25 protein-coding genes are annotated in these 23,447 nt (G+C 45.2%); 9 read left to right on the top strand and 16 right to left on the bottom strand.

Annotated features, from left to right (window positions below; genetic code table 11):
• Positions 1–149: 149 nt before the first annotated feature.
• Together I1H34_RS14670 and I1H34_RS14665 are read left to right on the top strand one after the other, a co-directional pair.
• The gene (locus tag I1H34_RS14670; protein WP_212661801.1) at positions 150–419 is read left to right on the top strand and encodes a DUF7219 family protein; all 270 of its coding nucleotides are present in this window, start codon (positions 150–152) and stop codon (positions 417–419) included.
• Positions 420–879: 460 nt separating this feature from the next.
• Positions 880–1,923 carry a CHAD domain-containing protein gene (locus I1H34_RS14665; protein ID WP_212661800.1) on the top strand — a complete coding sequence of 348 codons (1,044 nt, stop codon included), beginning with the start codon at positions 880–882 and terminating at the stop codon, positions 1,921–1,923.
• Positions 1,924–1,945: 22 nt separating this feature from the next.
• Here I1H34_RS14665 and I1H34_RS14660 read toward each other — a convergent pair whose 3' ends face one another.
• From I1H34_RS14660 to I1H34_RS14655, 3 genes are all read right to left on the bottom strand, one after another.
• The gene (locus I1H34_RS14660; RefSeq protein ID WP_212661799.1) at positions 1,946–2,488 is read right to left on the bottom strand and encodes a transposase; all 543 of its coding nucleotides are present in this window, start codon (positions 2,486–2,488) and stop codon (positions 1,946–1,948) included.
• 680 nt (positions 2,489–3,168) lie between these two features.
• Positions 3,169–3,291, bottom strand: coding sequence for a hypothetical protein (locus I1H34_RS32780; RefSeq protein ID WP_283250016.1), 123 nt, complete (start codon positions 3,289–3,291; stop codon positions 3,169–3,171).
• 301 nt (positions 3,292–3,592) lie between these two features.
• Complete coding sequence (locus I1H34_RS14655; RefSeq protein WP_212661798.1) at positions 3,593–4,324, bottom strand: J domain-containing protein; 732 nt, start codon at positions 4,322–4,324, stop codon at positions 3,593–3,595.
• A 396-nt stretch (positions 4,325–4,720) separates the two neighbouring features.
• Between I1H34_RS14655 and I1H34_RS14650 the strand changes: the two genes are divergently transcribed.
• Positions 4,721–5,095: an STAS domain-containing protein gene (locus I1H34_RS14650; protein ID WP_212661797.1), complete on the top strand. Its 375-nt coding sequence runs from the start codon at positions 4,721–4,723 to the stop codon at positions 5,093–5,095.
• Positions 5,096–5,145: 50 nt separating this feature from the next.
• Here the strand turns inward: I1H34_RS14650 and I1H34_RS14645 are convergent, their stop codons facing one another.
• From I1H34_RS14645 to folP, 5 genes are all read right to left on the bottom strand, one after another.
• Positions 5,146–6,072 carry a formylglycine-generating enzyme family protein gene (locus tag I1H34_RS14645; protein ID WP_212661796.1) on the bottom strand — a complete coding sequence of 309 codons (927 nt, stop codon included), beginning with the start codon at positions 6,070–6,072 and terminating at the stop codon, positions 5,146–5,148.
• 93 nt (positions 6,073–6,165) lie between these two features.
• Positions 6,166–6,441, bottom strand: a complete 276-nt coding sequence (locus I1H34_RS14640) for a hypothetical protein (protein WP_212661795.1) — start codon at positions 6,439–6,441, stop codon at positions 6,166–6,168.
• Between the two features lie 301 nt (positions 6,442–6,742).
• Positions 6,743–7,231, bottom strand: coding sequence for a hypothetical protein (locus tag I1H34_RS14635; protein ID WP_212661794.1), 489 nt, complete (start codon positions 7,229–7,231; stop codon positions 6,743–6,745).
• A 160-nt stretch (positions 7,232–7,391) separates the two neighbouring features.
• Positions 7,392–7,556: a hypothetical protein gene (locus I1H34_RS14630; protein WP_212661793.1), complete on the bottom strand. Its 165-nt coding sequence runs from the start codon at positions 7,554–7,556 to the stop codon at positions 7,392–7,394.
• A gap of 92 nt (positions 7,557–7,648) precedes the next feature.
• Positions 7,649–8,509: a dihydropteroate synthase gene (gene folP / locus I1H34_RS14625; protein WP_212661792.1), complete on the bottom strand. Its 861-nt coding sequence runs from the start codon at positions 8,507–8,509 to the stop codon at positions 7,649–7,651.
• A gap of 201 nt (positions 8,510–8,710) precedes the next feature.
• Between folP and I1H34_RS14620 the strand changes: the two genes are divergently transcribed.
• Together I1H34_RS14620 and I1H34_RS14615 are read left to right on the top strand one after the other, a co-directional pair.
• Positions 8,711–9,427 carry an alpha/beta hydrolase gene (locus I1H34_RS14620; protein WP_212661791.1) on the top strand — a complete coding sequence of 239 codons (717 nt, stop codon included), beginning with the start codon at positions 8,711–8,713 and terminating at the stop codon, positions 9,425–9,427.
• Positions 9,428–9,490: 63 nt separating this feature from the next.
• The gene (locus I1H34_RS14615) at positions 9,491–10,174 is read left to right on the top strand and encodes an alpha/beta hydrolase (RefSeq protein WP_249369253.1); all 684 of its coding nucleotides are present in this window, start codon (positions 9,491–9,493) and stop codon (positions 10,172–10,174) included.
• 41 nt (positions 10,175–10,215) lie between these two features.
• Here I1H34_RS14615 and I1H34_RS14610 read toward each other — a convergent pair whose 3' ends face one another.
• Entirely contained in the window at positions 10,216–11,373 is a 1,158-nt protein-coding gene (locus tag I1H34_RS14610; protein ID WP_249369251.1) for an XdhC family protein, read from the bottom strand.
• A 563-nt stretch (positions 11,374–11,936) separates the two neighbouring features.
• On the opposite strand from I1H34_RS14610, the gene I1H34_RS14605 reads away from it, so the two are divergent.
• On the top strand, positions 11,937–12,920 hold the full coding sequence (locus I1H34_RS14605) for a M23 family metallopeptidase (protein ID WP_212661790.1): 984 nt from the start codon (positions 11,937–11,939) through the stop codon (positions 12,918–12,920).
• 121 nt (positions 12,921–13,041) lie between these two features.
• Here I1H34_RS14605 and I1H34_RS14600 read toward each other — a convergent pair whose 3' ends face one another.
• Entirely contained in the window at positions 13,042–13,902 is an 861-nt protein-coding gene (locus I1H34_RS14600; protein WP_212661789.1) for a hypothetical protein, read from the bottom strand.
• Positions 13,903–14,775: 873 nt separating this feature from the next.
• On the opposite strand from I1H34_RS14600, the gene I1H34_RS14595 reads away from it, so the two are divergent.
• Genes I1H34_RS14595 through I1H34_RS14585 form a run of 3 tightly spaced genes read left to right on the top strand, consistent with a single transcriptional unit; the run spans position 14,776 to position 17,162 of the window.
• Positions 14,776–15,699: a DMT family transporter gene (locus I1H34_RS14595; protein WP_212661788.1), complete on the top strand. Its 924-nt coding sequence runs from the start codon at positions 14,776–14,778 to the stop codon at positions 15,697–15,699.
• A gap of 30 nt (positions 15,700–15,729) precedes the next feature.
• Positions 15,730–16,224 carry an ureidoglycolate lyase gene (locus I1H34_RS14590; protein WP_212661787.1) on the top strand — a complete coding sequence of 165 codons (495 nt, stop codon included), beginning with the start codon at positions 15,730–15,732 and terminating at the stop codon, positions 16,222–16,224.
• Positions 16,225–16,235: 11 nt separating this feature from the next.
• The gene (locus I1H34_RS14585) at positions 16,236–17,162 is read left to right on the top strand and encodes an ion channel (RefSeq protein ID WP_249369249.1); all 927 of its coding nucleotides are present in this window, start codon (positions 16,236–16,238) and stop codon (positions 17,160–17,162) included.
• Positions 17,163–17,188: 26 nt separating this feature from the next.
• Here the strand turns inward: I1H34_RS14585 and I1H34_RS14580 are convergent, their stop codons facing one another.
• The 6 genes from I1H34_RS14580 to I1H34_RS14555 all read right to left on the bottom strand — a co-directional run bounded on the left by I1H34_RS14580 (position 17,189) and on the right by I1H34_RS14555 (position 23,443).
• Positions 17,189–18,430 carry an eCIS core domain-containing protein gene (locus I1H34_RS14580; protein WP_212661786.1) on the bottom strand — a complete coding sequence of 414 codons (1,242 nt, stop codon included), beginning with the start codon at positions 18,428–18,430 and terminating at the stop codon, positions 17,189–17,191.
• Positions 18,431–18,943: 513 nt separating this feature from the next.
• A complete protein-coding gene (locus I1H34_RS14575) occupies positions 18,944–19,321 on the bottom strand; it encodes a hypothetical protein (protein ID WP_249369247.1) in 378 nt (125 codons plus the stop codon).
• A gap of 312 nt (positions 19,322–19,633) precedes the next feature.
• Positions 19,634–21,628, bottom strand: a complete 1,995-nt coding sequence (locus I1H34_RS14570) for an ATP-binding protein (protein ID WP_212661785.1) — start codon at positions 21,626–21,628, stop codon at positions 19,634–19,636.
• Positions 21,629–21,634: 6 nt separating this feature from the next.
• The gene (locus I1H34_RS14565) at positions 21,635–21,865 is read right to left on the bottom strand and encodes a hypothetical protein (RefSeq protein WP_212661784.1); all 231 of its coding nucleotides are present in this window, start codon (positions 21,863–21,865) and stop codon (positions 21,635–21,637) included.
• 12 nt (positions 21,866–21,877) lie between these two features.
• Positions 21,878–22,126, bottom strand: a complete 249-nt coding sequence (locus I1H34_RS14560) for a hypothetical protein (RefSeq protein ID WP_212661783.1) — start codon at positions 22,124–22,126, stop codon at positions 21,878–21,880.
• A 9-nt stretch (positions 22,127–22,135) separates the two neighbouring features.
• A complete protein-coding gene (locus tag I1H34_RS14555; RefSeq protein WP_212661782.1) occupies positions 22,136–23,443 on the bottom strand; it encodes a Pvc16 family protein in 1,308 nt (435 codons plus the stop codon).
• Between the last annotated feature and the right edge of the window lie 4 nt (positions 23,444–23,447).

Below are 23,447 nucleotides of genomic sequence, written 5' to 3'. Positions count from 1 at the left end.
AATAAGGAACGCTAAATTGTATAGGTAATATGCAGTAATTTCTGGCAAACTTCAGAATTGATTTTGAGCTATTAGTGCAAATAAATTACTTTAAAAAAGCTGAATTAGCTAGAATAAAAAAGCAATAAAAGTTACTGCATAGTATTTGTTTGACTACACCACATACTCCTAAAGACCGATCTGATAGCAAATATCGCTATTTATACCCTCGTAGTAAGTATAGAGGGGATTTTACTCCTGAAAAGCTTGCATTTAATGCAAATCTTCAAGAATTCGCTCAAAAAATTAATTTTATTTGTGCCTTGGAAACATCAGGAAAAATTTCTTCTTTGCAGGCCTACAAAGATATTAAGCGACTATGGAAACAACTCAAAAAGAGTAAAAACAACTTACAGATAGGTCAAGATCAACTGGAATGAGGATGTGTTGATTTAACTAGCACTAAGAAAATATTAACTCTGATAAAGAAAGTCTGAATATTTTTTCCTGAAAATAATGAATGTGCTTAGGATAATCAAATATTTAATCTTTGATTATTCTCTTGTTAAGTTAATATCTGATTCAGTATCAGGAAATTTCTGCTAATATCCTATTTTTATCCTTCAGTCTCGCTGATACTTGAGTATTCTATTATTTTATCTGTATTTAGGAATCAGTGATGTTTACGCCAATGGTGTCTAGGCAAACATCCTGCAGGGTTAAGACCAAGTTAATATAAGGCTGGCCTTTCTGTAACAGGATTTATCGATTCTTTTTTGTCATACCCAGTTCCTACTGGATCTAAGAATCCTGCAGATACTGCAGCATGTCACTTCCATGCTGAGTCCCTTCTATAGAATAGTCCTTGCTCCAGTCTTGAAAGGATGAGCCTAGCTAGATATGAGAACTCAATCCTCATCTCATACCAAAGCGACAAAAACGAAAATTCCAAAGTTCGATGCCCAATTATCTTTGGGCGAAGTGGCCTATTGGGCGATTCAAAAACATGTGAAGAAGTCCACAAAATATCAAGATGGGGTGTTAGCAGATCGCAATCCAGAAAATTTGCACCAAATGCGAGTGGGCATGAGGCGTTTGAGGACGGCTATCGATGTATTTGGCCCAGCTATCGATCTACCTGATGCTGCTCAGCGCTCCAACATCACAAAAATTGCTAGGCAATTAGGGAAGGTCCGGGATTTAGATGTCTTGCAACTCTGGTTTCAGCATTATTTATCCATTGCGAGTACGAGTACTGATGAAGGCGTACAGATTCAGCATGTTTTAGAGCGATTGAACAAACGCCGTCAGAAGAAGTTCTCACAACTTCCTAAGTTATTTAAAAGCAAAATCTATCGTCAGTTTGTTGCTGCTTATGGGGATTGGCTAAAAAAACCACAATTCCAAAGTGTTGCAGCAATGCCTGTGTTAGACGTGGTTCCGGATTTGTTATTGCCTCTTCTTAGCCAACTCTTTTTGCATCCAGGGTGGTTGGTGGCTACTGAGACTCTTGAAGGGCGGATCTATCCGATGGTTGGTATGAGTATGGAAACCTTAGATCAGGTTTTTGCCCAAGAGGGGCCCGATCTGCATGACTTGCGAAAACAAATGAAACGGGTGCGTTATCAAACAGAGTTTTTTATTCCTTTTTTTGGACAGACTTATCAGGCTCAAACCCAAGGATTTAGATCTTTACAGGAATTATTGGGAGTATTTCAAGATGAGGCCGTCTTAAGTGAGTTCTTGGTGGGAGAATTGGGAATATATTGGTCAGATCAGCTGCCTTCTCTAGCTAAACTCTTGCAAGAGGAGCGGTTTAGAAATTGGAAAAAATGGCAAGCCCTACAGCTGAAGTATTTGGACCCAAAATTCCGCCGGACCCTAAGCCGCCGCGTGATGTCACCCTCCTTCGAATTCATGGCTACCGGATCTCAGCCTAATTAGGAAAGAAACGGATGGGTGCTTGTTAGGTTAGGGCTGGGCTGTCTGGATGCAATTTATCCCAATCCCAAGCATGGGGGTTAGTGGTGATGTATTGATGGAAGGTGTGAAAGGCAAACCGATGAGGAATGATATGTTGATCGACCTCTTGTTGCCAAAGGGGTTGATGGGGCAAGTTTCTCAGATGTTTAATGCGTTGGCTGGCTATCCCTTTAAAGGAGGAGATCCACTTGATTAAGGAATGCGATCGCACCTTCGTTTCCTGAACGAGGGGCTGTTGGTCCAAATCCTGAGGGCCTGAGTTCGCAGCGCCAATAATGCCGTGAATATGGTTCGGCATCATCACCCAATGGTGGAGGTCGAAATCGGAACTTTGCTCAAAAGAGGCTTGCCATTCATCTGCAACTAATGTGCCTAAATCATTGAGCTGCATCTCACCGGCAATAATTTCGCCAAATAAGCACTCTCGCTCATGAGTACAGAGGGTAATGAAGTAAGTCTCTGTTTGAGGGAAAGTAGATTGAAGAGTAGGGGCAGAAGGGGGAGAGAGAGTTAAAGTTTGAGACACGATAGGAAGGCTATTGTTGTTGAAAAGAGTAGAGAAGATGAATGCATTGCTCTTAGAGTGCCCATTTGAACGGGAAATCTAAAGGATATAAATATACTTAATAAATAACATTACTATTACTTACTGTTAGTTAACTTATGATTCAATTATGGCAAATAATTTGATTAGATGTCGTTTCTTTCGATACAAAATAGAAAAAATAATTATATAAATTATGTACCTATTGACGGAAACTAACTTTGTTGATTGCCATCAGTAAATGTGCGTATTTCTTACTAATTGAGAGAAAATATATTGAAAGCTGACATTTGTTATACAACGGATACAAAAGACGAGACTCAGTCTAACTAAGACTGAGTCTCGTTGGCCTGATGATCTACCGTTCAATCAATCAAATTGCTTTTCAAATTAGGCCCATTGGGTAGAAGTAGGCTGAAAATTGGACCTGGGATCGTCTTGCTGAACTAGGGTTATGCGGCCAATATATTTCCACCAGACAGAAACTGACTCTGCTGAACGACATATCCAGGACCGATGGTGTCATCATCGGTACCTAGAGACTAGCCGAAAAAACGTTTTTAGAATGAGAAAGAGCCACTACTCCCACAACTAAAAAATCTTTTAGTTGGTTAAAAATGAAAGAAAAGGTTATGACCATTGAGACGGTAGAGCTTAGACTATCAATGGACCGTTCTACGATTGGGGACTGAACGATTGGACTGGGCAAAAGCCTCAGTGCCAAACCCTCCAAGGGAAGAAACCAGAGTAGAGAAAATAGCTAGACTACCTAGTAACTGTTTCATGGAAATATCCTCTAATAAGATACTTCTATGAAAACACTTAACAATAAACTTCTAAGCGATGCATCCCACAAACCAATAGAGATATTATCTGCAAATTTGTGTGGGCTAGATCATGTTCTAGGGCCGGTTTGATCGGTAGAATAGCTGCCCTTAAGAAAAGGGGCTTGAAATCACAACGACTTGCCCAGACATCACAGGTCTCTTGTGATGGGTGTAGTACAAAATCTAGTTAGTGCAGATTAGTATGATATTTAATTCCTAACATCCCAACCTTTTTCATCCACCAGGAATGCATAGGATATTAAAAAGCCATTTCTATTTTCTTAAAGTCCAGCTCAATTTCAGCCCAAAGAGCTTTATTGTGAGGATCTGTATTCAAAGCTTTCTTTAAATAGGCTCTAGCTTGATTGAGTTTTCGTTCACGTATCAGCTGACGTCCCCAAGATTGGTAAATAATGGCCTGCCATTGTCTTACTTCCACATCTTGAGGAAGTCGTTGGGCTAGGGCTTCAATGAGCGCAACGGCTCTAGGGAATCTCTGTCGTTGAATTAAATCTTGAAGTTGCTTGTAAGAATCCACCTTCAGCTTGATTTCTGTAGGTGAAAGAGGGGTTTTTCTAGCGGTTGTCGTAGAGGCGGGTTTCGGCTGAGGGGCGGGCTGCTGGGCAACAGTTACTCTTGGTTTGGGAGTAGATACTTGGGGTTGAGCCTGGCGCTGGGGCTGTTGCGGGGGCGGGGGCGAAGGTTTGGTCGGCTGGGTTGAGACTCTGACTGAAGGGGCTGAGCGGGGCTTCGCTGCCGTTCTGGGTGGAACAGATGCAGGAACGGTGCTGTTATCTAGAGCAGGAGGAATAATTTTTTGGAGCGTTTTATAAGCTTCGGTGACCTGAATAAACTTCTCATGGGCGAGTGCATCACCCGGATTGATATCTGGGTGCCATTGCCTTGCTAGCCGACGGTATGAGGCTTTGAGGTCTTCTAAATTGGCTCTAGAAGTAAGTTGTAGCAGGCGATAGCAGTCTGCAATATCCATGTGTTTTGTTAAAGTCAGAAAACCCTTAATTGAAGTTAGATCACCTAGAGTGATGCTCGATTTCTCAGTTCCACCTCTATAGTTGTCACTTCCAACAAATTTCTTTCACCATGAGCAAATATATTCACGTTGAACCACAGTAGCATCAACTCTAAGTCTGCAACAATAGACTGTTTGCGGATTTGCCGGAATTTGATGGGTCAACATCCAGCATCAACGAGGCCAATATAGAGGGTCTGAATAAGGCAGATAACGAAAGACTGATCGCGGAGGTTTAAGCATTGTCACTAAACTTAGGTGAGGAACCAAGGTTTGGTAGACTGCCACTACAACTCAACAGATAGACGAATGGTTTGGTTTGATTGTCTCTACTGCTGTCTGTAGCAGGTACCGATTGTGAAGCAACTACCGAGCTTCTGTATTGTTCACCCCCCTCAACATCTCACTTCCACAACCCAAGACGTGTTTTATCAGCATATCTATGAGCTGGTTCAATCTCGGGTTGAGGTGATCCTAATCAATTTGGAAAAAGTCACGCGCTTAGATAGCGGAGGCTTAGGTATTTTATTTGGCGCTTTTCGGATCTCCCATCGGCAAGGAAAGCGATTAATGTTGTATTCGCCTCAGTCCCATGTGGTTCAGAATCTCCACAAGACCGGATTAACCCAAATCGTTGGAACTCATGCAACCCTGGCAGACTGTATTAAGGATGCCATCCCCTACTCCCAGCGATTGGTTCAAGATCGATCGATTCAACTCCCTGAGTTTTAAGCCGCTTCCAGATTCGTTCAAGATCAAGTAGAGCTGGAGTGCTAGAGCCTTTATTCTTTGACTAAGCGAAAGCCGAATAAAATATGGTGTGAATGTTGGGGACGGGAATGTTGGTAAGCCGCTCGGCAAAAGCCCGGTGAGTCATCCCACGAGCATCCCTTCATCACGACTGTTTGGCGAATAACCTGTTGAGTTAGGGTAGACGTATATTCAAAGACATTCCCCGCCATGTCTTCTACCCCGGCAGGGCTCCGGCTAAGGGGATAAGTTGCGATCTCACTCGTTTGCAGTCCGCCATGATTGGCCCAGTTGGTGGCATCGGCTTGCCATTCATTGCCCCAAGGGAAGTAGCGGCCATCGTTACCTCGGGCGGCTTGCTCCCACTCCAAGGCAGTGGGTAAGCGATAGGATTGCCCATCTTGTTGGCCTCGCCATTGGGCAAAGGCTTGGGCATCTGGGTAAGACACTAAAACGACAGGATGCTGGTCTTTGCCCGATGGAAAACGTTGATCTTGCCAAAGGTAGGGTTTGACGGAGGCATAGGGATGGACGAGAAACCCTTGTTTTTGATAATCACCTGCAGAAATGAAAGGCGCTCGATGCCCCGTTGCTTTCACAAAGGCTTGATATTCAGTATTGGTGATCAGGTTTTTGCCCATGCAAACTGAGGGTTGCGATCGCACCTGCCGATCCGGTTCTCCATCGAACCAACCCCTTTGGCGTAAACTGGCTTCAGCTTTGGCTCGCTTATCCGGTTGCTGGGCCGCAGCTGCTGCTGAGATGCGATATGCATAATCTCGTTCTTGGCGATCGCTGCCTAAAATATAGTTTCCGGCCTCAATCCAAACGAAGTCTCCCTCTTGTTCGCAACGGGTTGAGGTTAAAGATGATGGCTTCACTTCAGACTGACATCCCATTAGCTGAGTTAACGTCAGCACCCCTATCAGGGACAGCTTGAGGGAGAAGGTTTGAAGCATAGGTCGCTAAGAGATTGAGATGAGCCTTCTTTATCTTAAGGGGACAGATTTCCAAAGAGCTGGCGGGGAAGCCTGCCTGAGCCCTATAGTCGTTTACATATCAGTCTTATTTGGACCTGGCATTAGGTCTGGTGTATAGACATTCCCGGCTTCGATTCGTCCCACTAGCGTTGCGCCTGTGCCACAGAGAATCACCACCATTTGGGAAATATCGCTGCCCGTAATTTTGCCTGCATCGACGCTGTTGCCGACGATGGGGGCAACGGCGGCAACAGTAGTAAAGGCGATTCCCCAAAAGGTCTTACTGGAAAAAATACTTTTGACTGGGGCGTTGGATGAAATGGAAGGGGGATGAGTGACGGTATTCATGGCTGCTTCCTGATTCGATACTTCATACACTAAGGAGGACTTAGGCAAGAAGCAGTGACAGTCGTTAGGACAAAAATGTGACGCTGATCGAAGAAAAATCAGGCTAATTTTAATTTTATAGGGTCAATATTCCCCATACAGATCCATTCATCAAGAAATTCTAGCGATTACAACGAAACCCAGGGAATGGCTCCCCTGGGCAGACTCCTTGGTGTGAGAAGTTAATCTACTTTGATAGTAGACAGGGAATCTGAGTATTGGCTGATGAAAGTCTGAGAAACAAGCAAGGATTTAACGTGAATTAGGGAGACGGTTGATTTCCGGGTTCTTCCTCTGCAGCTGCCCCCCCAGTTTCTAAGGGAAAGAACTCCATCTGTTTATGGGATTTAATGGCTTTGTCGACTTGCTGCCACTGCACCAACGTAATTCTGATTTTGCCAGCGGTATTGAGTTCTTTTTGAAAGCTGCCTGCTTTGCCCGCCGTCAAGATCTTAGGTTGAATTTCGGCTGTGCCTGCTTCAATGATCTTGTCGGTTTCTTCGGAATAAATTTCGTAATAGACCAAGGGGGTCAAGATTGAGGCATCTGACTGATTCTTTAAACTGCCTCGTAGCGTGTAGAACCAGGTGTCGGCAAAGTTCTCTTTCAATATCTCTACTTCCGTTACCAATGCAGCGGGCGGCTTTTTATCTTTTTTTGCGATCAGAATATTTGAAGAGAGGGCAGGACTGGGAAGGAGGACGCTGCTTTGTAAAGCGGCGAGGGTTGAGTAGAGAAAGAGGTTGGCCATAGTTGGGGACAGTTAACTTTAGAGTTAAGACGCGGTCAATAGGATAAGTCGTTCCCGATTGCAGTCAATATACAGAACAATCCTGAACAAGCCGAAAGGGCACTGCTCAGGATTATCGAGAGTATGGATGTGAAGACTTCTCAGTAGAAGGCGGTGAAGACTAGGCTAAACCCAGGTAAGAAAAAATTCCTTGGCCTGTGACGGCTTCAAAGATAAGAGCGGCAATAAATGCAATCATGGCAGCACGACCGCCAAACCGTTCTGCAAAGTCGTTGAATCCAAACTTGTAAGAAATTTGATTTGGAACGCGGCTGGGTTCAATCATGGTGATCCGAAAATGTTAAGAAAGTTTACTTTAGTCTCAGAATAAAAGCCAGAGACGCTCTAAGTCAATCTTAACAAAAGGACTTTAATCGATCACACAGTTCGCCAAATTGCATCTGCCACCTGGCAAACCTCTCCCATGGCTGCTCCATCATGAATGCGCAGGATGTCCGCTCCACCTTGAATGGCTGCACAACAGGCGGCAGCAGTGCCCCATACTCGTTGTTGTGGATCCGGCTGATTCAAGATGTGACCAATAAAGCTTTTACGGGAAGGTCCCACCAAAATCGGACAGCCTAAGACTTGAAATTGGGCGATTTGGCGCAGCAATGCTAAATTCTGAGGCCCGGTTTTAGCAAACCCAATGCCTGGATCGATCGCCAGGGAATCTTTAGAGATACCTGCGGCCAGGGCAGCATCAATTTGCTGTTTCAAGAAATCAATAATGTCCTGAATCAAGTTCTCATAGTTTGTGAATTGCTGCATGGTTTGAGGTGTGCCTCGCCTATGCATCAAAATAATCGGAACGTTCAGATTGGCAACGGTCAACAGCATCTGTGGATCGTGAATGCCACCAGAGACATCATTGACGAGATCGGCTCCGGCTGCGATCGCAGCCGCTGCTACGGAGGCTCGTGTGGTATCCACCGAAATGGGAACGTCTAGTTCCGACCGGATGGCTTTGATGACGGGAATGACCCGAGCCAATTCCTCGCCCTCAGCAATTTCAATGGCTTGAGGACGAGTGGATTGACCCCCAATATCGAGAATGTCGATACCGGCTTCTATAAGATGATGGGCCTGTGATAGGGCTGCAGATTGGGAGTTAAATTGGCCACCATCACTGAAACTATCCGGGGTAACGTTCAAAATTCCCATTAAATAGGTACGAGTTCCCCAAGCGAAGGTGTGATTACGAAGAGTCCAGGCTGGAATTTGGGCAGGAGCATTCATAGGTATAGAAGGAAGGGGACGAGAAAGCACTCATTCTCTGAACAGTTTAAGGTTCAAAACTCCTGTAAATATTTACATGGATGCATTTACAAGAGAAGCGAGCGCCTCGGAAAATAAAGCAAATCATGACATGTTGTGCTGGGTTTGCCTGAAGGTGCTTTGGTTCATTGCATCTTTATTTGATTTCTCAAGGAGGATTCTATGTTATTCCAACGCTCAATCCCCGTGCCTTTGGGAATGATGTTTGCCACCCTCGTAAGCTTTTCCTGTGCAGACTTAGGACAGGCTTCTGAGAGCATCATTGTTCGCTATAAGTCAGAGGAAGCAACAGTGACTCGACAAGACTTAGATCGGTTTGCCGATACGGGGGAGATGCCTACTGATTTGCAAAAGTTGCTAGGGACGGATGCCCGGGTACCGAATGTTGTTCAAACTCTCTTAAAAGAAGAAATCAAAATTCCCAAGTTTGTCGAACGCTTCATCGAAGGATCGAATGGTGATTTTTTGCTATTGAAATTGGATGATGCCATTAGTAGTGCTTCTGGTAGCACTGAAAGGGATTTAGCGGAAATTCGCACCGCTGTTTTAGATTCCATTGCTGACAACCGGGTTTCCTTTATTGAACTGATTGCCAAGCATCCCCAAACCCAAATTCAGCTTGATCTAACCCGTTTGGAAGGGACCTATCAGGATGTTCGCGGTTTTGTGGAGCGGGTACTCCCTGCCCTAGAAGTGGCTAAAGGGGTTTTGCAAGATTTAGTTTGTGACTGTGATACCGCTAAATCTGCGGCAGAACCAGAAGTGGATGCCACCAGCAAGCAATATCAGTCTGCAGATGCCGCAATCGACCGTCATTCCTCTGAGAAATGTAATCACCTGGAGCCGACTGAAAAAGCTGTCCTGATCGAGACAAAATAGGGTGATTGGACGCAGTTAAGTATTTCCCTGATTAATCCAGCTCTCTCAATTTGGGACCTTACTATGGCATCAACATCAATGACAGGTCTACGAAGGTTGCGGAACATGGTGATCTGGATGGGGCTGGGTTCTATTTGTACCTTGTCTGCCCTGGTTCTTCAGGCCGAAACTGCCCTGGGGGCTACCAAGATTAAATTTACCTATGGGCCATTTGGTCAATCTCTAACGGTAAAAGAACTCAAGACTTTTGCTGAAACAGGTAAAGCCACTTCTAAACTCAAGTTTTTCTTGAATGCTGCCGATCAAGATCCCAACGTCGTCCGGCGGTTTCTAGCTCAAGATGTGAAAATTAGCCTTAGATTGGCCGATCGGTTGCTCTACCTATTGCCTGGGGAATATGCATTGTTTCAAGCAGGCCAGATTTTTCGAACTCCAGGTCGAGTGGCCAATATTCAAGCCCTTCGGTCAGGGGTGATTCAGTCCTTGAGCGATGATGGTCAGATTTCCCTGTTGGAGTTTCTGGAAAAGTATCCTCTGGCTGAAATGACGATTGATGGCGTCAAGTTAGTCCGAACCGCAGGCCAGATTGATCGGCTTGTTAGTCGGTTTGCCCCTTCGGTGGAATCCGGTGCTGCGATCGCAACTGGACTCCTAGAAAGTTTGGTGTGTGATTGTGACTCTACCTCTGTCCCACCCAACCCTATTCCAGAACAAACCCCTGATCCTGATGCAGCACCTCCAGATTGAGATGTGAAGGAGACTCAACTCTGATGATTAATTGCATGGAGTTATTTGATCAGGGAAATCAAATCAGGAACAGAATCATGGATCGAGTTTTGCTGTTCTCGTAAAAACGAGCCAGTGCGATGTTTAACAACGGCCTGGATCTCAGACACTATCGCTAAAGCGATTTCACTGGGCGTTTCTGCACCGATATCTAGGCCGATGGGACCATGCAGCCGATTGAGTTGTTGAGTTGTAAGTGTGCCCCCACCCTGCAGCCCTTGAATCAGTTGTTGCGCTCTTGCTTTGGTGCCAGGGATACCTAAATAGCCTATGGCACTAGACCATAGAAACTTTACTATCGCCAAATCCTGCTCAAAGTTTCCTGTCATTACAACAGCAGCTGAATAAGACGAGAGCTGAATTTGTTTGGGCAGATCCTGGGTATCTACTTTCAGAATATGATCCGCCTCTGGGAAATGGTTGAGTTTAATCTCTCGTGATGGATGCTCAATGATGACCACGGTCCACCCCAACTGTTTGGCAAGGAGTGTAATGGGAGAGGTGTAAGGTGTAATGCCAAAGATATAGAGCTGGATGGGAGGAGTAATGACTTCGATCAGGGCTTGAACATAACCGTCAATAAAGGGATAACTTCTGGTCCGAGTTTGCCCCGCTGCCAGTATCTTGACGGTATCTTGAAAAATGAGATTGGTGAGAAAATGGTCCCCAATTTGATTGGCTACTGAACCATCCATTTTGAGAAATAATCGGGAGGCGATTTGGGCAGGAATAGCCCCTTCTACTGTAAAAACGGTAGCGATTGCCCCAGATTGGTTCTCGCTATAACATTCGGCGATAAAATCAAACTGAGCTCTAGTCGATCGGCTATTGAGAGGCTCCAGTAAAATTGTAGTTCCGCCCTGAGAGCTTGTTTTATTCAGTTTATGGGGGCAATCGACATGATATCGGTATACTTGAAGGCTGGCATTGATCTGAACCAGTTGTTTAACTTGGTCAATAATTTTTTGATCAATATAATCCTCACAAATTGCCTTAATGGTTTGGTCTGTTTTGGTTAATAGGATCCGAGTTCCAGGCTTGCAGTAGCTTGATTCTTCTGCCTGCAATACAGTCGCTACAATAATGGACGGATCTTGATGATCGGCTTGAATGACAAAAGGAATGATTTCTTGTAGCTCTTTCATTCGAACGAGTAGCAAAACTGTAAAATGAATGCTCTACGCGAGAAGAATCTGTTACCCAATTAATTTGGAGATATGATTTTGTCGCCAGACAGTCTTCAATTCCCCCATGTATCTAGTAATTCTTCTCTACTGAAAAAATCCTTGCTAACTATAAATTAAAAAACTTCTGAAATATCTATAAAAATATTAATAGAAATGTTGATAATCGTACTGATTCCGAGAATGTAAAGTGATCATCTCTTAAGCAGTTATTAATTTTTACTTTCTAAGTATTCCAGCTATAACGCTTTAGTAAGTCTATGGCTCATAAATATTAGCAATCTTTACAAAAAGCTGAGAAGGTTACTTGGCAATGCTTTGCTGTAGAAGATTTGTGATGAATTGTGAATGTTTGGATATTAAAGTAATACAAAGCATAACTAAATAAATAGGGATTTAGAAAACCATAAATCGATATTTATTCAGCTTAATTCTAGATTTTGAATAAAATTCAATCGTTATTAATTCACTTAGAACTCATCAACCATTGATAAAGTGAGTTCACATACCTCTGGTTTAGGACAAGGAGCAACAATATTGTGCGTAGGTACATTTTTCTACTGCTGTTGGGATTGTTTTTTGTGGTGGGATGTGAATTGGCGACCCAAGCTAACCCCACCTTGCGGCTAGGGCTACCCATTGATTGCACCTTAGGCAAAGACTGCTTTGTTCTGCTTTATCCTGATCGGGATCCAGGGCCAGAAGCTGTAGATTTTGGCTGTGGCCGGATGACTTACGATGGCCACAAAGGAACCGACTTTGCTATCTCTGATGAGCAAGAGGAGGTTACCGTTAAGGCATCGGCAGCAGGGACTGTATTGCGCACTCGGAACAATATTCGCGATCGCCGAATTCAGGATCAAACTCAAACAGATGCCGTTGAAGGAATGGAATGCGGTAATGGTGTTGTTATTGAACATGATGAAAGCTGGCAGACTCAATATTGTCATCTGCGGCAGGGAAGTGTGCTGGTTCAACCGGGCGATAAAGTGAAAGAGGGCACGCCTCTAGGCTTAGTAGGTACTTCTGGGAAGGCTTCTTTTCCCCATGTTCACTTGAGTGTTCGCTACCAAGACAAGGTTATAGATCCGTTTACTGGGCCAGAATCCCAATTGGGGTGTCAGGGCAGCAAGAGTCCCTTATGGAACCTAGCCCTTCCCTACCAATCAACGGGATTGATTCGGGCTGGCTTTGCCACGCAACTGCCTAAACTAGAGCAGTTATGGGATGGGGATTTTAAGGATCGGGTGATTCCGGTAGATAGCCCTGCCCTAGTGTTTTGGGTCCATACCTATGGCATGCTCAAAGGAGATCAGGAACGCTTGCAGCTCCAAGATCCTCAGGGCAAAATGGTTGCTCAGTTTAATCGTCCTGTGTCTGAATCTCAGAAGGTATGGACCCGTTCTTTAGGGAAGAAGGGTACCCAACAACCCCTCATTCCAGGTCGGTGGTCTGGACGATATCAGTTAATTAGAGATAAGAAAGTGATCATTGACCATAAAGAAGATGTTCTTCTGCAATAAAGCAATAGGGCTTACAAACTCTAGAATATCTGTTGTTTTAGAGTAGATAGAGCCGATTTTATAGAAAGCCTATTGGAGGTATTTTATGCCTTCATACCCAAGGAGTTAAGAGTATGGCGGATTAGGTTATAGATTGATAGCGATTATCTAGATGCTTAATCTTCAAGGAGAAGTTAGATAATTGATCTATTAGGTCAATGGGCACTTCTTCTGTTAACTGAATAATAGCGATATTTGTGTCAATCAAAGTCTTTGCCAAGATATAGTGCTCAATCAATTCGTTCAGTCTGTGATACTTGTTCTCAAAGTACTGGCGTTTTCTTGGCTTGTTTGAGATTGATCTGATGTGGAATAATTCATCTTTACTGTAAGAAATGAGTCGTTTGTTCGCTTGATCTAATTTTGATAACTCTATTTTTAGTTGTTGTAGCTGCTCTCCCCAATTGTCGCTTTGTTTAATGAGTCGCTGCTCCAAAATTAAGCGATATTTAGCTGGAGAATGATGTTTTTTGCTTCGTAAGATTTTTGGTATTAATTTTCCTACTAAAAGGCTGCTGACCACCACCACAATGATGATAGGGGCTAACGTGCTCTGTATGGATAAACCTACGCAGACAACAATTATACTGACTCCAATAGCGCTGTATCGTTGATATTTGGAGAGCTGCCGCTGAGGGTGAAGCAGAAAGTGAGACTGGTTTGTCTGGAGTTCTACTAATGAAATTGGCTTTAATTGACCTAGGCCGTTGAGAGGTGTCACTAATATAATTGGAACGTTTGCACTGATGAGCTGGTTCATTTCTACTGTTTTCGTAGATCCAGTTTTCATCTGAATTCGGGCTTGATAAATATCTTGGCGATTATGGGAAAACCCCAGCCATGCACCAATCACAACACCGGGCTCAGCTTGGTATAGTACATAGCAATCAGAACAAATAACTAGCCATTTCCGCAGAGGCTGGTTGTTATCAGGCAAGTACAAGGGGCGTTTGCAAGTTGGGCAAGTGCTTTTCATCTTCAGTTCAAATAGGTGCCCTAATGACCATTGTTGATATCGTGGGAGAGAATGGTATTGAAATTACATCCTTATTTGATTAGTGGCTGTAAAAGATCTATTTCCCTTGCTTTCGTACTCTGGGATAGTTGACCATACTTCGTATCTATGGTTTTATCATTTTGGCTATGTAAGCATGACCCTTGAAAATATTTATTATTTCATGTAGGTAAGAGGAAATTATTCTTCTGGAATAGCAATGGTGAGTCGTTTAAGTCTGCTGGTTTTTCTTAAGCATCCAGTCTCTCGGATGAATGGAGTAATAATAAGTTGCTTGAACTCTAAAATACTCTAGTAAATGGCTGAAATAAGGTACAGAATTTTCAGGGAAACTATATTGAAAGGCTAGTAATATCAGTGCTGAATTCTCATTATCTGTAATAGTTGTGTGAAGACCATACCTACAGAGGTAAACCTAGATCGTTTCTTGAAGACATCCAAAATTAGCAATGATAAGGTTGATTGTTTAGTGCTTTTATCTTTCATAATAAAAATTGTGGACAAACAGCCCAAGATACGGAGCAAATATATTATTGGGTATGGGCGTTGTCACGTTATAAGTAACCATGAGCAAGCTCAGCAAGTCATGTCTCTAGATCAAGACGTTGGATAATATTGATCGAGAGTTGCTATGAAAATCGATATCACAGCCTGTGGCAGATATGGCTGTGATGTGTGTGAGTAATTTATTGCTCCAGGGCCAGCTATAGCCTGAATTGATTACTTTCGAGTATGCACATGTTTGTGGCTATACGATTGGAATAATTAACTCCAGATGACTGTTGATACTTGCTATTTACCATGACCCAGCTCAAGTTAACAGAGAAAAAGGCTGGTTCGCATGGTGTCAAACCCAATCCCTATGCTTTCATGGCTCTGCTTCTGGGGGCTGTGGGCATTGCTTTTGCCCCCATCTTTGTTCGCTTGAGTGAGTTAGGACCGAGTGCGACAGCTTTCTATCGATTAGGATTTGCCGCTCCTCTATTAGGACTATGGTTGTGGACCTCACTCCCAACTTCACCACCCCTCTCACCGCGGCAGCGTGTAAATTTGTTTCCCCTGATGTCAGCAGGGTGCTTCTTTGCGGCAGATTTGGCGGTTTGGCATTGGTCTATTCAATTTACCTCTGTGGCCAATGCGACTTTGTTGGCTAACTTTGCCCCTATTTTCGTAGTCTTAGCGGGGTGGCTACTGTTTGGGCAAACTGTCTCTCGATGGTTTGTGGCTGCCCTTGCTTTGGTTTTGTCTGGAGCCACCTTATTGGTTAGTGCCAGTATAGATACCCAACATCTGTTTGGAGATGCTTTAGGATTGCTTACGGCCATTTTCTACGCTGGATATATTCTGTCTGTTGCTCGGTTACGTTTGTATTTTTCCACGGCAATTATTGCCTTTGCGAGCAGTACTGTCGGGGCTACTATTTTGTTCTTTGTCGCTTGGCTATCAGGAGAAAGCTTTTTACCCGTGACGACGATAGGGTGGTTGTCTTTAGTGGGATTAGCCTGTATTTCTCAGGTGATTGGCCAAAGTTTGATTATGTTTGCTTTGGCCCATTTGCCTTCTGCTTTTGCTTCTGTCAGTTTGCTGCTGCAACCGGTTACGGCGGCAATTTTGGCTTGGCGATTATTTGGAGAGGCGCTAACCCTGCAGCAAGGCTTGGGGGGCGTTATTGTATTGGCAGGGATTGTGCTGGCTCGTTGGAGCGATCGCAAACTCGTATCATAGCTTCTGGCAGGATCCTTCAAAGACTCGTCTATGCAATGTTCCACACAACAACTAATTGCTCAACCCATTACTCCAGAGGCTTTTCAGCCCTACGGCCAGGTCATATTTGCCTCCGAAGATGGGGCTGTGTATGGTCCTGACAATGCTCAATTGCAGCTAGACAACGGAATTCCTCGATTCTATATCATGCGGCTGGAAAAACTGGGACGACAGTTCTCGCGCATTACGCGGCATCTAAAATGTACCCAGTGTTTAGGTTCCCTAGCTGGTAAACCCTGGCTGATGGCCGTTGCTCCCCCAGGAGATGCTGCTCAACCTGCTCTAGATCAGATTACTGCATTTCAAATTCCTGGGGACTGCTTTATCAAATTAGAGGTGGGGACTTGGCATGCTGGCCCTCACTTTGATACAGACTATATTGATTTCTATAATTTAGAGTTATCAGACACGAATCAGGTTGATCACGATACATGCAACCTGATCAACCAATATAATGTTGAATTCTTAATCACAGCTCCTATGTGATTGTCCATTCTATGCGTTCGCCTGTGAATTCCCGCCGCCGTCAGTCCCTCCGCCGAAAATTAGCCCAAAGTTTGCCTCAAAAAAGCTATCTGAAGTTTAAGGATGGCAAATTTAGTATTTCTGGCCTGGGCGTTTGGTACACCTATTGGCGCGATCCCTATCATTTACTGTTAACGATTCCCTGGTTGGGATTTCTGCTGATTTTGGTGGGCGGCTATTTGGTCATTAATGTTCTGTTTGCTTTGGCTTTCTTGGCAGGTGGAGATTGTATTGCCAATGCGACTCCAGGATCTTTTTGGGATGCGTTCTTTTTCAGTGTGCAAACGTTGGGAGCCATTGGCTATGGAGCCATGCACCCGACAACGGCATACGCCAATTTTGTGGTTACGGTAGAAGCTTTTACGAGTATTCTCAGTGTGGCCCTTATTACGGGTTTGGCATTTGCGAGATTTTCTCGACCAACAACTCGGGTATTGTTTAGCCACGTTGCGGTGATTACGCCTTACAATGGCGTACCGACTTTGATGTTTCGTACTGCCAATCAGCGCCGCAATCAAATTCTGGAAGCTGAAATTAATCTCTATTTTCTCCAGGATGAAGTTAGCACTGAGGGAGATGCCATGCGGCATTTGTATAATCTCAATTTGCTGCGTCCTCGTACTCCTTCCTTTACCCTGACTTGGACGGTTATGCATCCGATTGATGAATCCAGTCCACTCTATGGCGCGACTGCTGAATCGCTAGAGCGCACCAAGGCGACGCTAATTGTCACACTGACTGGGATTGACGATACAGTGGCTCAATCTCTGCATGCTCGCCATACCTATGGGGCATTGGACATTATTTGGAATCATAAATTCATCGATATTTTCCATCAGACTCAAGATGGGCATCGATATATTGATTACACTCACTTCCACGACGTAGCCCCTAAATAACTCGATCAAAATTAAATCAAGTTATTCTAGAAAGAACTGGGTAATGATCCCCAACAAACTTGTCGGGTATATGCAGTATTTCGAGCCATTGTTTCCTCAATAGTTGATTTGCTTACACCTTCCGTCGCACTATCCAACTCCAAAATCTCATTTCCCTCTTCTGCCTCTACCGCTTGAGCCACTTCCGAACTTTTTATTGACACTCGTTTTCCTGTAGCAAGCGCAACGTGGCCAGGATCAGTACCAAAAGCAACTACAACTCCCTTTGCGAATGGTGTAGATATGGCAAAAGGGATCTTTGCAATTGCAACCTTATCTTTAGTCAGAGGGCCATCGGCCTTACCACTTGGGCCATCCATAATTGGTTTGACAAAAGCTGGAACACCACCTTTAATAACAATTGCTTTCTTAATATAATTTTTATCTATTAGACCAGCTTTGAATGCTGCAATAAGTACTGCCTCCCAACAGTTAAATACTTTAGGTTCGGGCTCATCTTTTTTATATAGCCATAGAGCCAAGGGAGTAGCTTTATTCCCATATTTTCTGGGCGGTTGAGTAGCCAGTTTCTTCGCTAACGGCCCTCCAAGAGTATTTGAACCCCATTCAAAATCCTCATTTTGCATCGACTGCATTGACTCAAAAAGAAGATCACCAACACCACCCAAAGGTGCAACACTTAAAGCATTCCACTCGATCCAACTCTTCTTGTTCTTCTTTCCCTGCAATGTAGTATATTCTTCCTCTGTTCCAGTCGTTATTGCTTCAGCATTTGTGATCTGAAACCACATTGAATTAGATGAATCCATATACCATGTAACACCATCTAATACTTGGTCCCAATACCAAGTTTCAGCTTTTTTCCCTGCCACCCATTGTGCCTGTACAACGGCATTTGACTTTTGCAAATCAGCATTTGAGGATTTCGATTCCTTGACCAACACCCCATTTTGCTGCACGACATGAGTAAGCTCATGGGCTAGGAGTTCTTGCCCTGCGCGGTTGCCCGGTTGGTAGGCTCCTTGGCGAAAAAAGAGATCCTGGCCTGTGGTAAAGGCACGCGCTTGGATAGATTCATTGAGTTGATGGGCTTTTGTATCGTTATGGACTCGCACATTACCAAAATTTGCTCCAAAAGCTTGTTCCATTGGACCGCGAATCTTATCATTCAGGGGACGACCACCCCCTTTAGATTGGTTAATGGCTTGTTCTAGGTTGGGATTCGCATCTTTAGGGCCGTTGTGTCGTTGAATAATAGGCTTCATCATTAGCTCATCTCGTTCAGGTAAATCCTGGCGTTGAGCGGATGATGGAGTATCTAGGCTCTTGGGAGAATGAATTTGGGTGACGACCCGTTTGGCAACGCGATCAGCCTCTTGTTCATATTTATCTCCGGGTGCTCCAATCGTCAGTTTGGGTTGAATAGGAATGGGATTGCTATGGCCTAAGCGTGGGGGCCTCATCTGCACCATATTTGAATCTAATCTTTGAAATTTTTTCAGCCGTTCCGCATGTTCTGCTAGACCTTCAGCATTCGACTTAGGTTCAATAGTGGGTGATGGAGATGTCGGTTGCGTAATGGGTGGGGTAGAGGAAGGGACAGTGTCTGTTTTACCTTGCTGTACCTGATTTTTATGCGTCTGCACTGACATTCCCCCAGAATCCGTACAATACCATCGTCAAGGGAATTATCCCACTTCAAATGAATCTCAGGACCTCGCTATTGGGCTAATTTTTCTGCCAGCTTAAGGGGCTACTTATCCCAAACATAAATATGATCACTATCGCTGTTGGAGATCTTGGGCGATTTCTTGGCCGACGGTGGGAACATAGTTACCAACAAAACCATGTCCTTTTGTGCCACCAACACTTCTCAGTTTGGATTTTTTAGAGCCGCCTGTACCAATGATCGAGTCGATCTTACGTCCTGTCTCGCTGTAAGTGCCGACAAACATACTGACTAAATCTAGCCCGCCCACGTAAAGCTTGACATCAATAAAAGCGGACGGATGCTGAACCGCATTGCCTGCATCAATGAGCTGAATATAAGTATTGAGTTGTTTCTTTGCTTCTTCTGCGGCAAAGCCACTGTAGCTGAGTTCAGCGAGCATATCCGTTGACAATCCAATTGGTGGATTGTTGGCTTGCCAATTGGCCATGACTATTTTTGTTGTTGGTTGGCCCATTCTGCTAGTCCAGCTTCATTGGATTTTTCTTGCCGGGTTGGAGATTATCCTAAGTCTTGTTGGATGGGCTTCTCTATTTTGGTTTTCTGAGCCAAATGACGGGCTTTTTTCTTCTGCCGGTGACAGTAGGTGTACATTTTGGAAAACCGAGCTGAATACTACTAGCATGCCCAATAACTCAAATCGTTTCAGGCTAGAAAATCATGAGGCTTATGTAGGCAAAATACCTCAGTTTTGCTGCCCTAGGCAGGTTAGGGAGTAACGCTTCCATCACCTGTCTTTCATCTAAACCCAACCTTTTACCTCTGCATCAGTCAGGGGTCGCTCCAGCTTTACATACTCACTACGGGCCGCCTGCAACAAGTGCTGCATTCCTATAGGCTGTCCCTCATCCGCTGCTAAGAAAGCTGCATTCAAAGCAATATTGCGAATATTCCCTCCCGACACACTCAGCTTCGCCAGCTTTTTCGCATCTAACCCCTTCGTTGGAGTTTGCTGCGGGAAAATATGCTGCCAAATCTCTGCTCGCTGCTTAGCATCTGGGAATGGGAACTGAACAATAAACCGAATGCGACGTAGAAACGCTTGATCGAGAGAACCTTTAAGATTCGTGGTTAAGATCGCTAAACCGCGATACGCTTCCATCCGCTGCAATAGATAGCTCACTTCAATATTGGCATGGCGATCATGACTGTCCTTTACCTCCGATCGCTTGCCGAAGAGGGCATCGGCTTCGTCAAACAGAAGAATCACGCCGCCCCCTTCCGCCGCGTCAAACACCCGCCGCAAATTCTTCTCCGTCTCGCCAATATATTTACTCACTACCGAACTCAGATCGATCCGATATACATCTAGCTGCAGGGTATTGGCTAGCACCTCCGCTGCTAGAGTCTTACCCGTACCGCTGGCCCCAGCAAATAGGGCTGCAATCCCCAGCCCCCGCTGACTTTTTCCTTGAAATCCCCACTGTTCATACACTTGCCGACGCTGCCGGATATGGATTGCTATATCTTTTAGAACTTGCTGCTCTTTTTCTGGTAGAACCAAATCTTCCCAAGTACTACTGGATTCAATTCGCTGGGCTAGCTCATCGAGTCGAGGCCGGGCCTGTTGACGACAGGCTTGCCACAACACGACACCTGGAGAGGAGGGAGTCTGAGTTTCCCCACTGGTTTTATTGGCTAGGGATTGCAGTCGAAATTGATGGCTGATCTCCTGGATTTTGGTGGCACTGAGATTGAAGTGGGATACTAATGCTTCTACTTGACCATTCAGTTGCGTTGTGAATTCTCCCAACGACTGTTCCCAAACTTGGTGTTGTTCCTGGGGATTGGGCGAGCTAACCTCATGGGTGACCATCAGTCGTAGATGCTGAGGGCGACGGGCTCGGTTCAAAATAATAAGAGGGAGAGCCAAACGATCGATAAAACTTGCTAATGCTCGATCTCGGTCCTTCAAGGAGTCGTCCAAGCCATCACAGTGCAGGACGAGCACTCGATGATGCAATAGCCATTCTCGTTCTAGTAATTTTTGGATGAGCTGCAATCCAGGTTGATCAACAGGTAAAGTCTCTGCAGCTAGTCCAAACGGCCACAACCCTATTTGTTTACAAGCAGCCAGGGTTACTCCTTGCTGGCTGACCACATCAGGTCCGCAAAGTTGGACGATGGGAAACGACTGTTGCAGTTGAAAAGCCCGCCACCAGATTTGCACCATTTGGTCTGCAATCGTTTGGTGCGAAGGAACCAACTCCGTGGGATAGGGAAAGGGTAAGGTCAAGGGCTTTAATCTCGGATCAATTTCGCTATCCCCCATCAGGACCTGTAACAAATGGGGGTCAAGGCATAGGGGCCGAGTCGATAAAGCCGTGCCCACTCCTACTTCAATTAAGTGCCATTCTTGCAAGGTCCGAAAGGTCTGCAGTCCTTTCCAATCCGATCCGGCAAAACAAGTTAGGGCTAAGCCTAGGGTGGGGAAGGGCCGACTTTGATTCCCTTGAGCTAGAGCACAAATGGATTCCCAGCCTCGATCGAGTTCCATGCCGATACAGAGCAGCAGCACATCCTGAGCAAAGGAGGTTAGGTCAAAGACTTTACTGATTTGCTCTAAATAAGAGGGAGGAGATAGTTCCGATGGGGGTAATGGAGCAATCGGCTCAGGGGATGGGTGCTGAGATTCGAGTTGTTTCCCCTGATTAAGAAGGGCTTGCTTTACCCGTTGCAAAGCCTGGGTGAAGTAAAGCCAATTTGCCTCCTGCCATTCGGCATCCCCCTGTTGCATGGGCACTTACTCCGAAGCCTCAATCGACTGCAATAGCTCAAGCAAAAAGGCTTGGGCTTCCTTGGGTGTCATCATTAGGGCTTGGCCTTGTCGTAAAATCTCATACTTGCCCTGGTGGTGACCATGGCCCACGATCAATCCTGCAGCTTGGGCACAATTGCCTAACTCGTGCAGTTTTTTGTATTGCAGGGCTTCCGATTCTAAGTCGATCCGAGGCTCTATGGAATCATTAGTCATACTCAGCAAACCTCAGTGGGTTGGGATATTTGCAGAATGATGGGTACGGATGACGGGGGTGAGTTCGCCATCTGCCATCTGCCACAATTCCCAGGCGGTTTTAAGCTTGGGGGTGAGGGATTGGTTGCCAAAGTCTAAGGCTTTATCTAAGGTCTTCCACTGTTTGGCTAGTGTCGGTTGGGTGCAAAAACGAGGCTGCTCGTCTTGCCAGGCTTTGTGGACATAGCCTAAGTTGGGAACTTGAATATGGTAGATGTTCATACCGTTGCCTCAAATAATCTGGGCTGTGGGACTCACAAAGCTGCCAAATGTTGGACTGGTTGCTTCTGGGTCGATTTTCAACGAACTCTCTGCCCCGTCGATTTGGATGCGGACAAAATATTCTCCTGGTTTCACATCTTCCACTTCAAAGGTGACGGATTGAGTATCGGTCGTTCGATGAGGAGCTTCAAACAGATAGGCAGCTGGATGTTCAACCGTGCGTTCATTGAGAATCAGGGTTACCTGCTGCTGGCTAGCGATGGTAACGTCTGTTGTGATTTGAATGGCAGCAGATCGAGCTTCTTCTTCTTGACCTTGGGTAGTGACGGCTAAGTCGGTAATTGTTGGCCGCAACAGAAAGGGAGATGCATTTGAGACCATCCCGACTTGGTGGGTGGGAGCAGTCAAGGCAGCTCTAGCAGAACGCCAAGCTCCGGGTCGGGTTGGTGCTGGCGTTTGGGATTGATGGACAACCTGTAGACTTTGGACTCCAGCTCGCAGGCTGTGGGAGGGTAAGCGGACTAAAGGCAACAGCAGTTCTCCTTCACTCACTTGAGAGGGGGCCACATCGACAGCCCCAATGCGGATGCCCGTATGGTTTCCCTGCAGTCGCTTGCCCCGAATTAATAGCGTGGAGTTTGCCACAATCGGCTCGAATTTTCCGGTCATCGCCTCTATCTCTGTGATCAGGGGTTGGCCAGCAAAAGGGGCTACAGCTAAGCCTCGACTTGCTACAGGCAGGGCTTTTTGAGCTGGGGTCTGGCCTTCGATCATGACGACCGTACTACGGTAGGCAATGGAGAGGGCATAGGGGGTTTGAAAGAAGACCGACCAGACTTTGGATAGATCTTCCAAGGACATATCCATGGGCATAAAGTTAATCTCTTCCACCTGCTGCCACAAATCGGAGGCGGCTAAGTATTCGTAGTTGGAGTCTGCAAGAGTGTCTTGAATCATCCCTTCTCGGACTACCTGAGCATCGCTAAGGGAGCGGATGACACTGCCCAATAAGCGTTGGGGTTCTAGCTCCACTTCGTTGCCATAGACGCTGATCATATAGTGCAGGTCGAGGGCGGTTCGAGATCGTTTAGCCGTATCGCTATTTCGATGCCGACCCCGATGATCGGTATTGTTCCAGGCTGTATTCAGGGATGTTTGATAGAGGTAAATATTCACTCCAGAAACCGGAGTACCCTTACCGATGTCGGCTGGACGCAGGGTGGTGACTCTGGCTCCTTCTACATCTTCCTGAATGGCAGCTTGCAAGGTGCGTTGGAGAACCGCAGTTACGGTTGCGATCGCAAGAAAGTTACTCATCGCT

It is taken from the genome of Acaryochloris marina S15, assembly GCF_018336915.1.
Taxonomy (GTDB): Bacteria; Cyanobacteriota; Cyanobacteriia; order Thermosynechococcales; family Thermosynechococcaceae; genus Acaryochloris; species Acaryochloris marina_A.
This window is presented reverse-complemented; position numbering and strand designations above follow the sequence as displayed.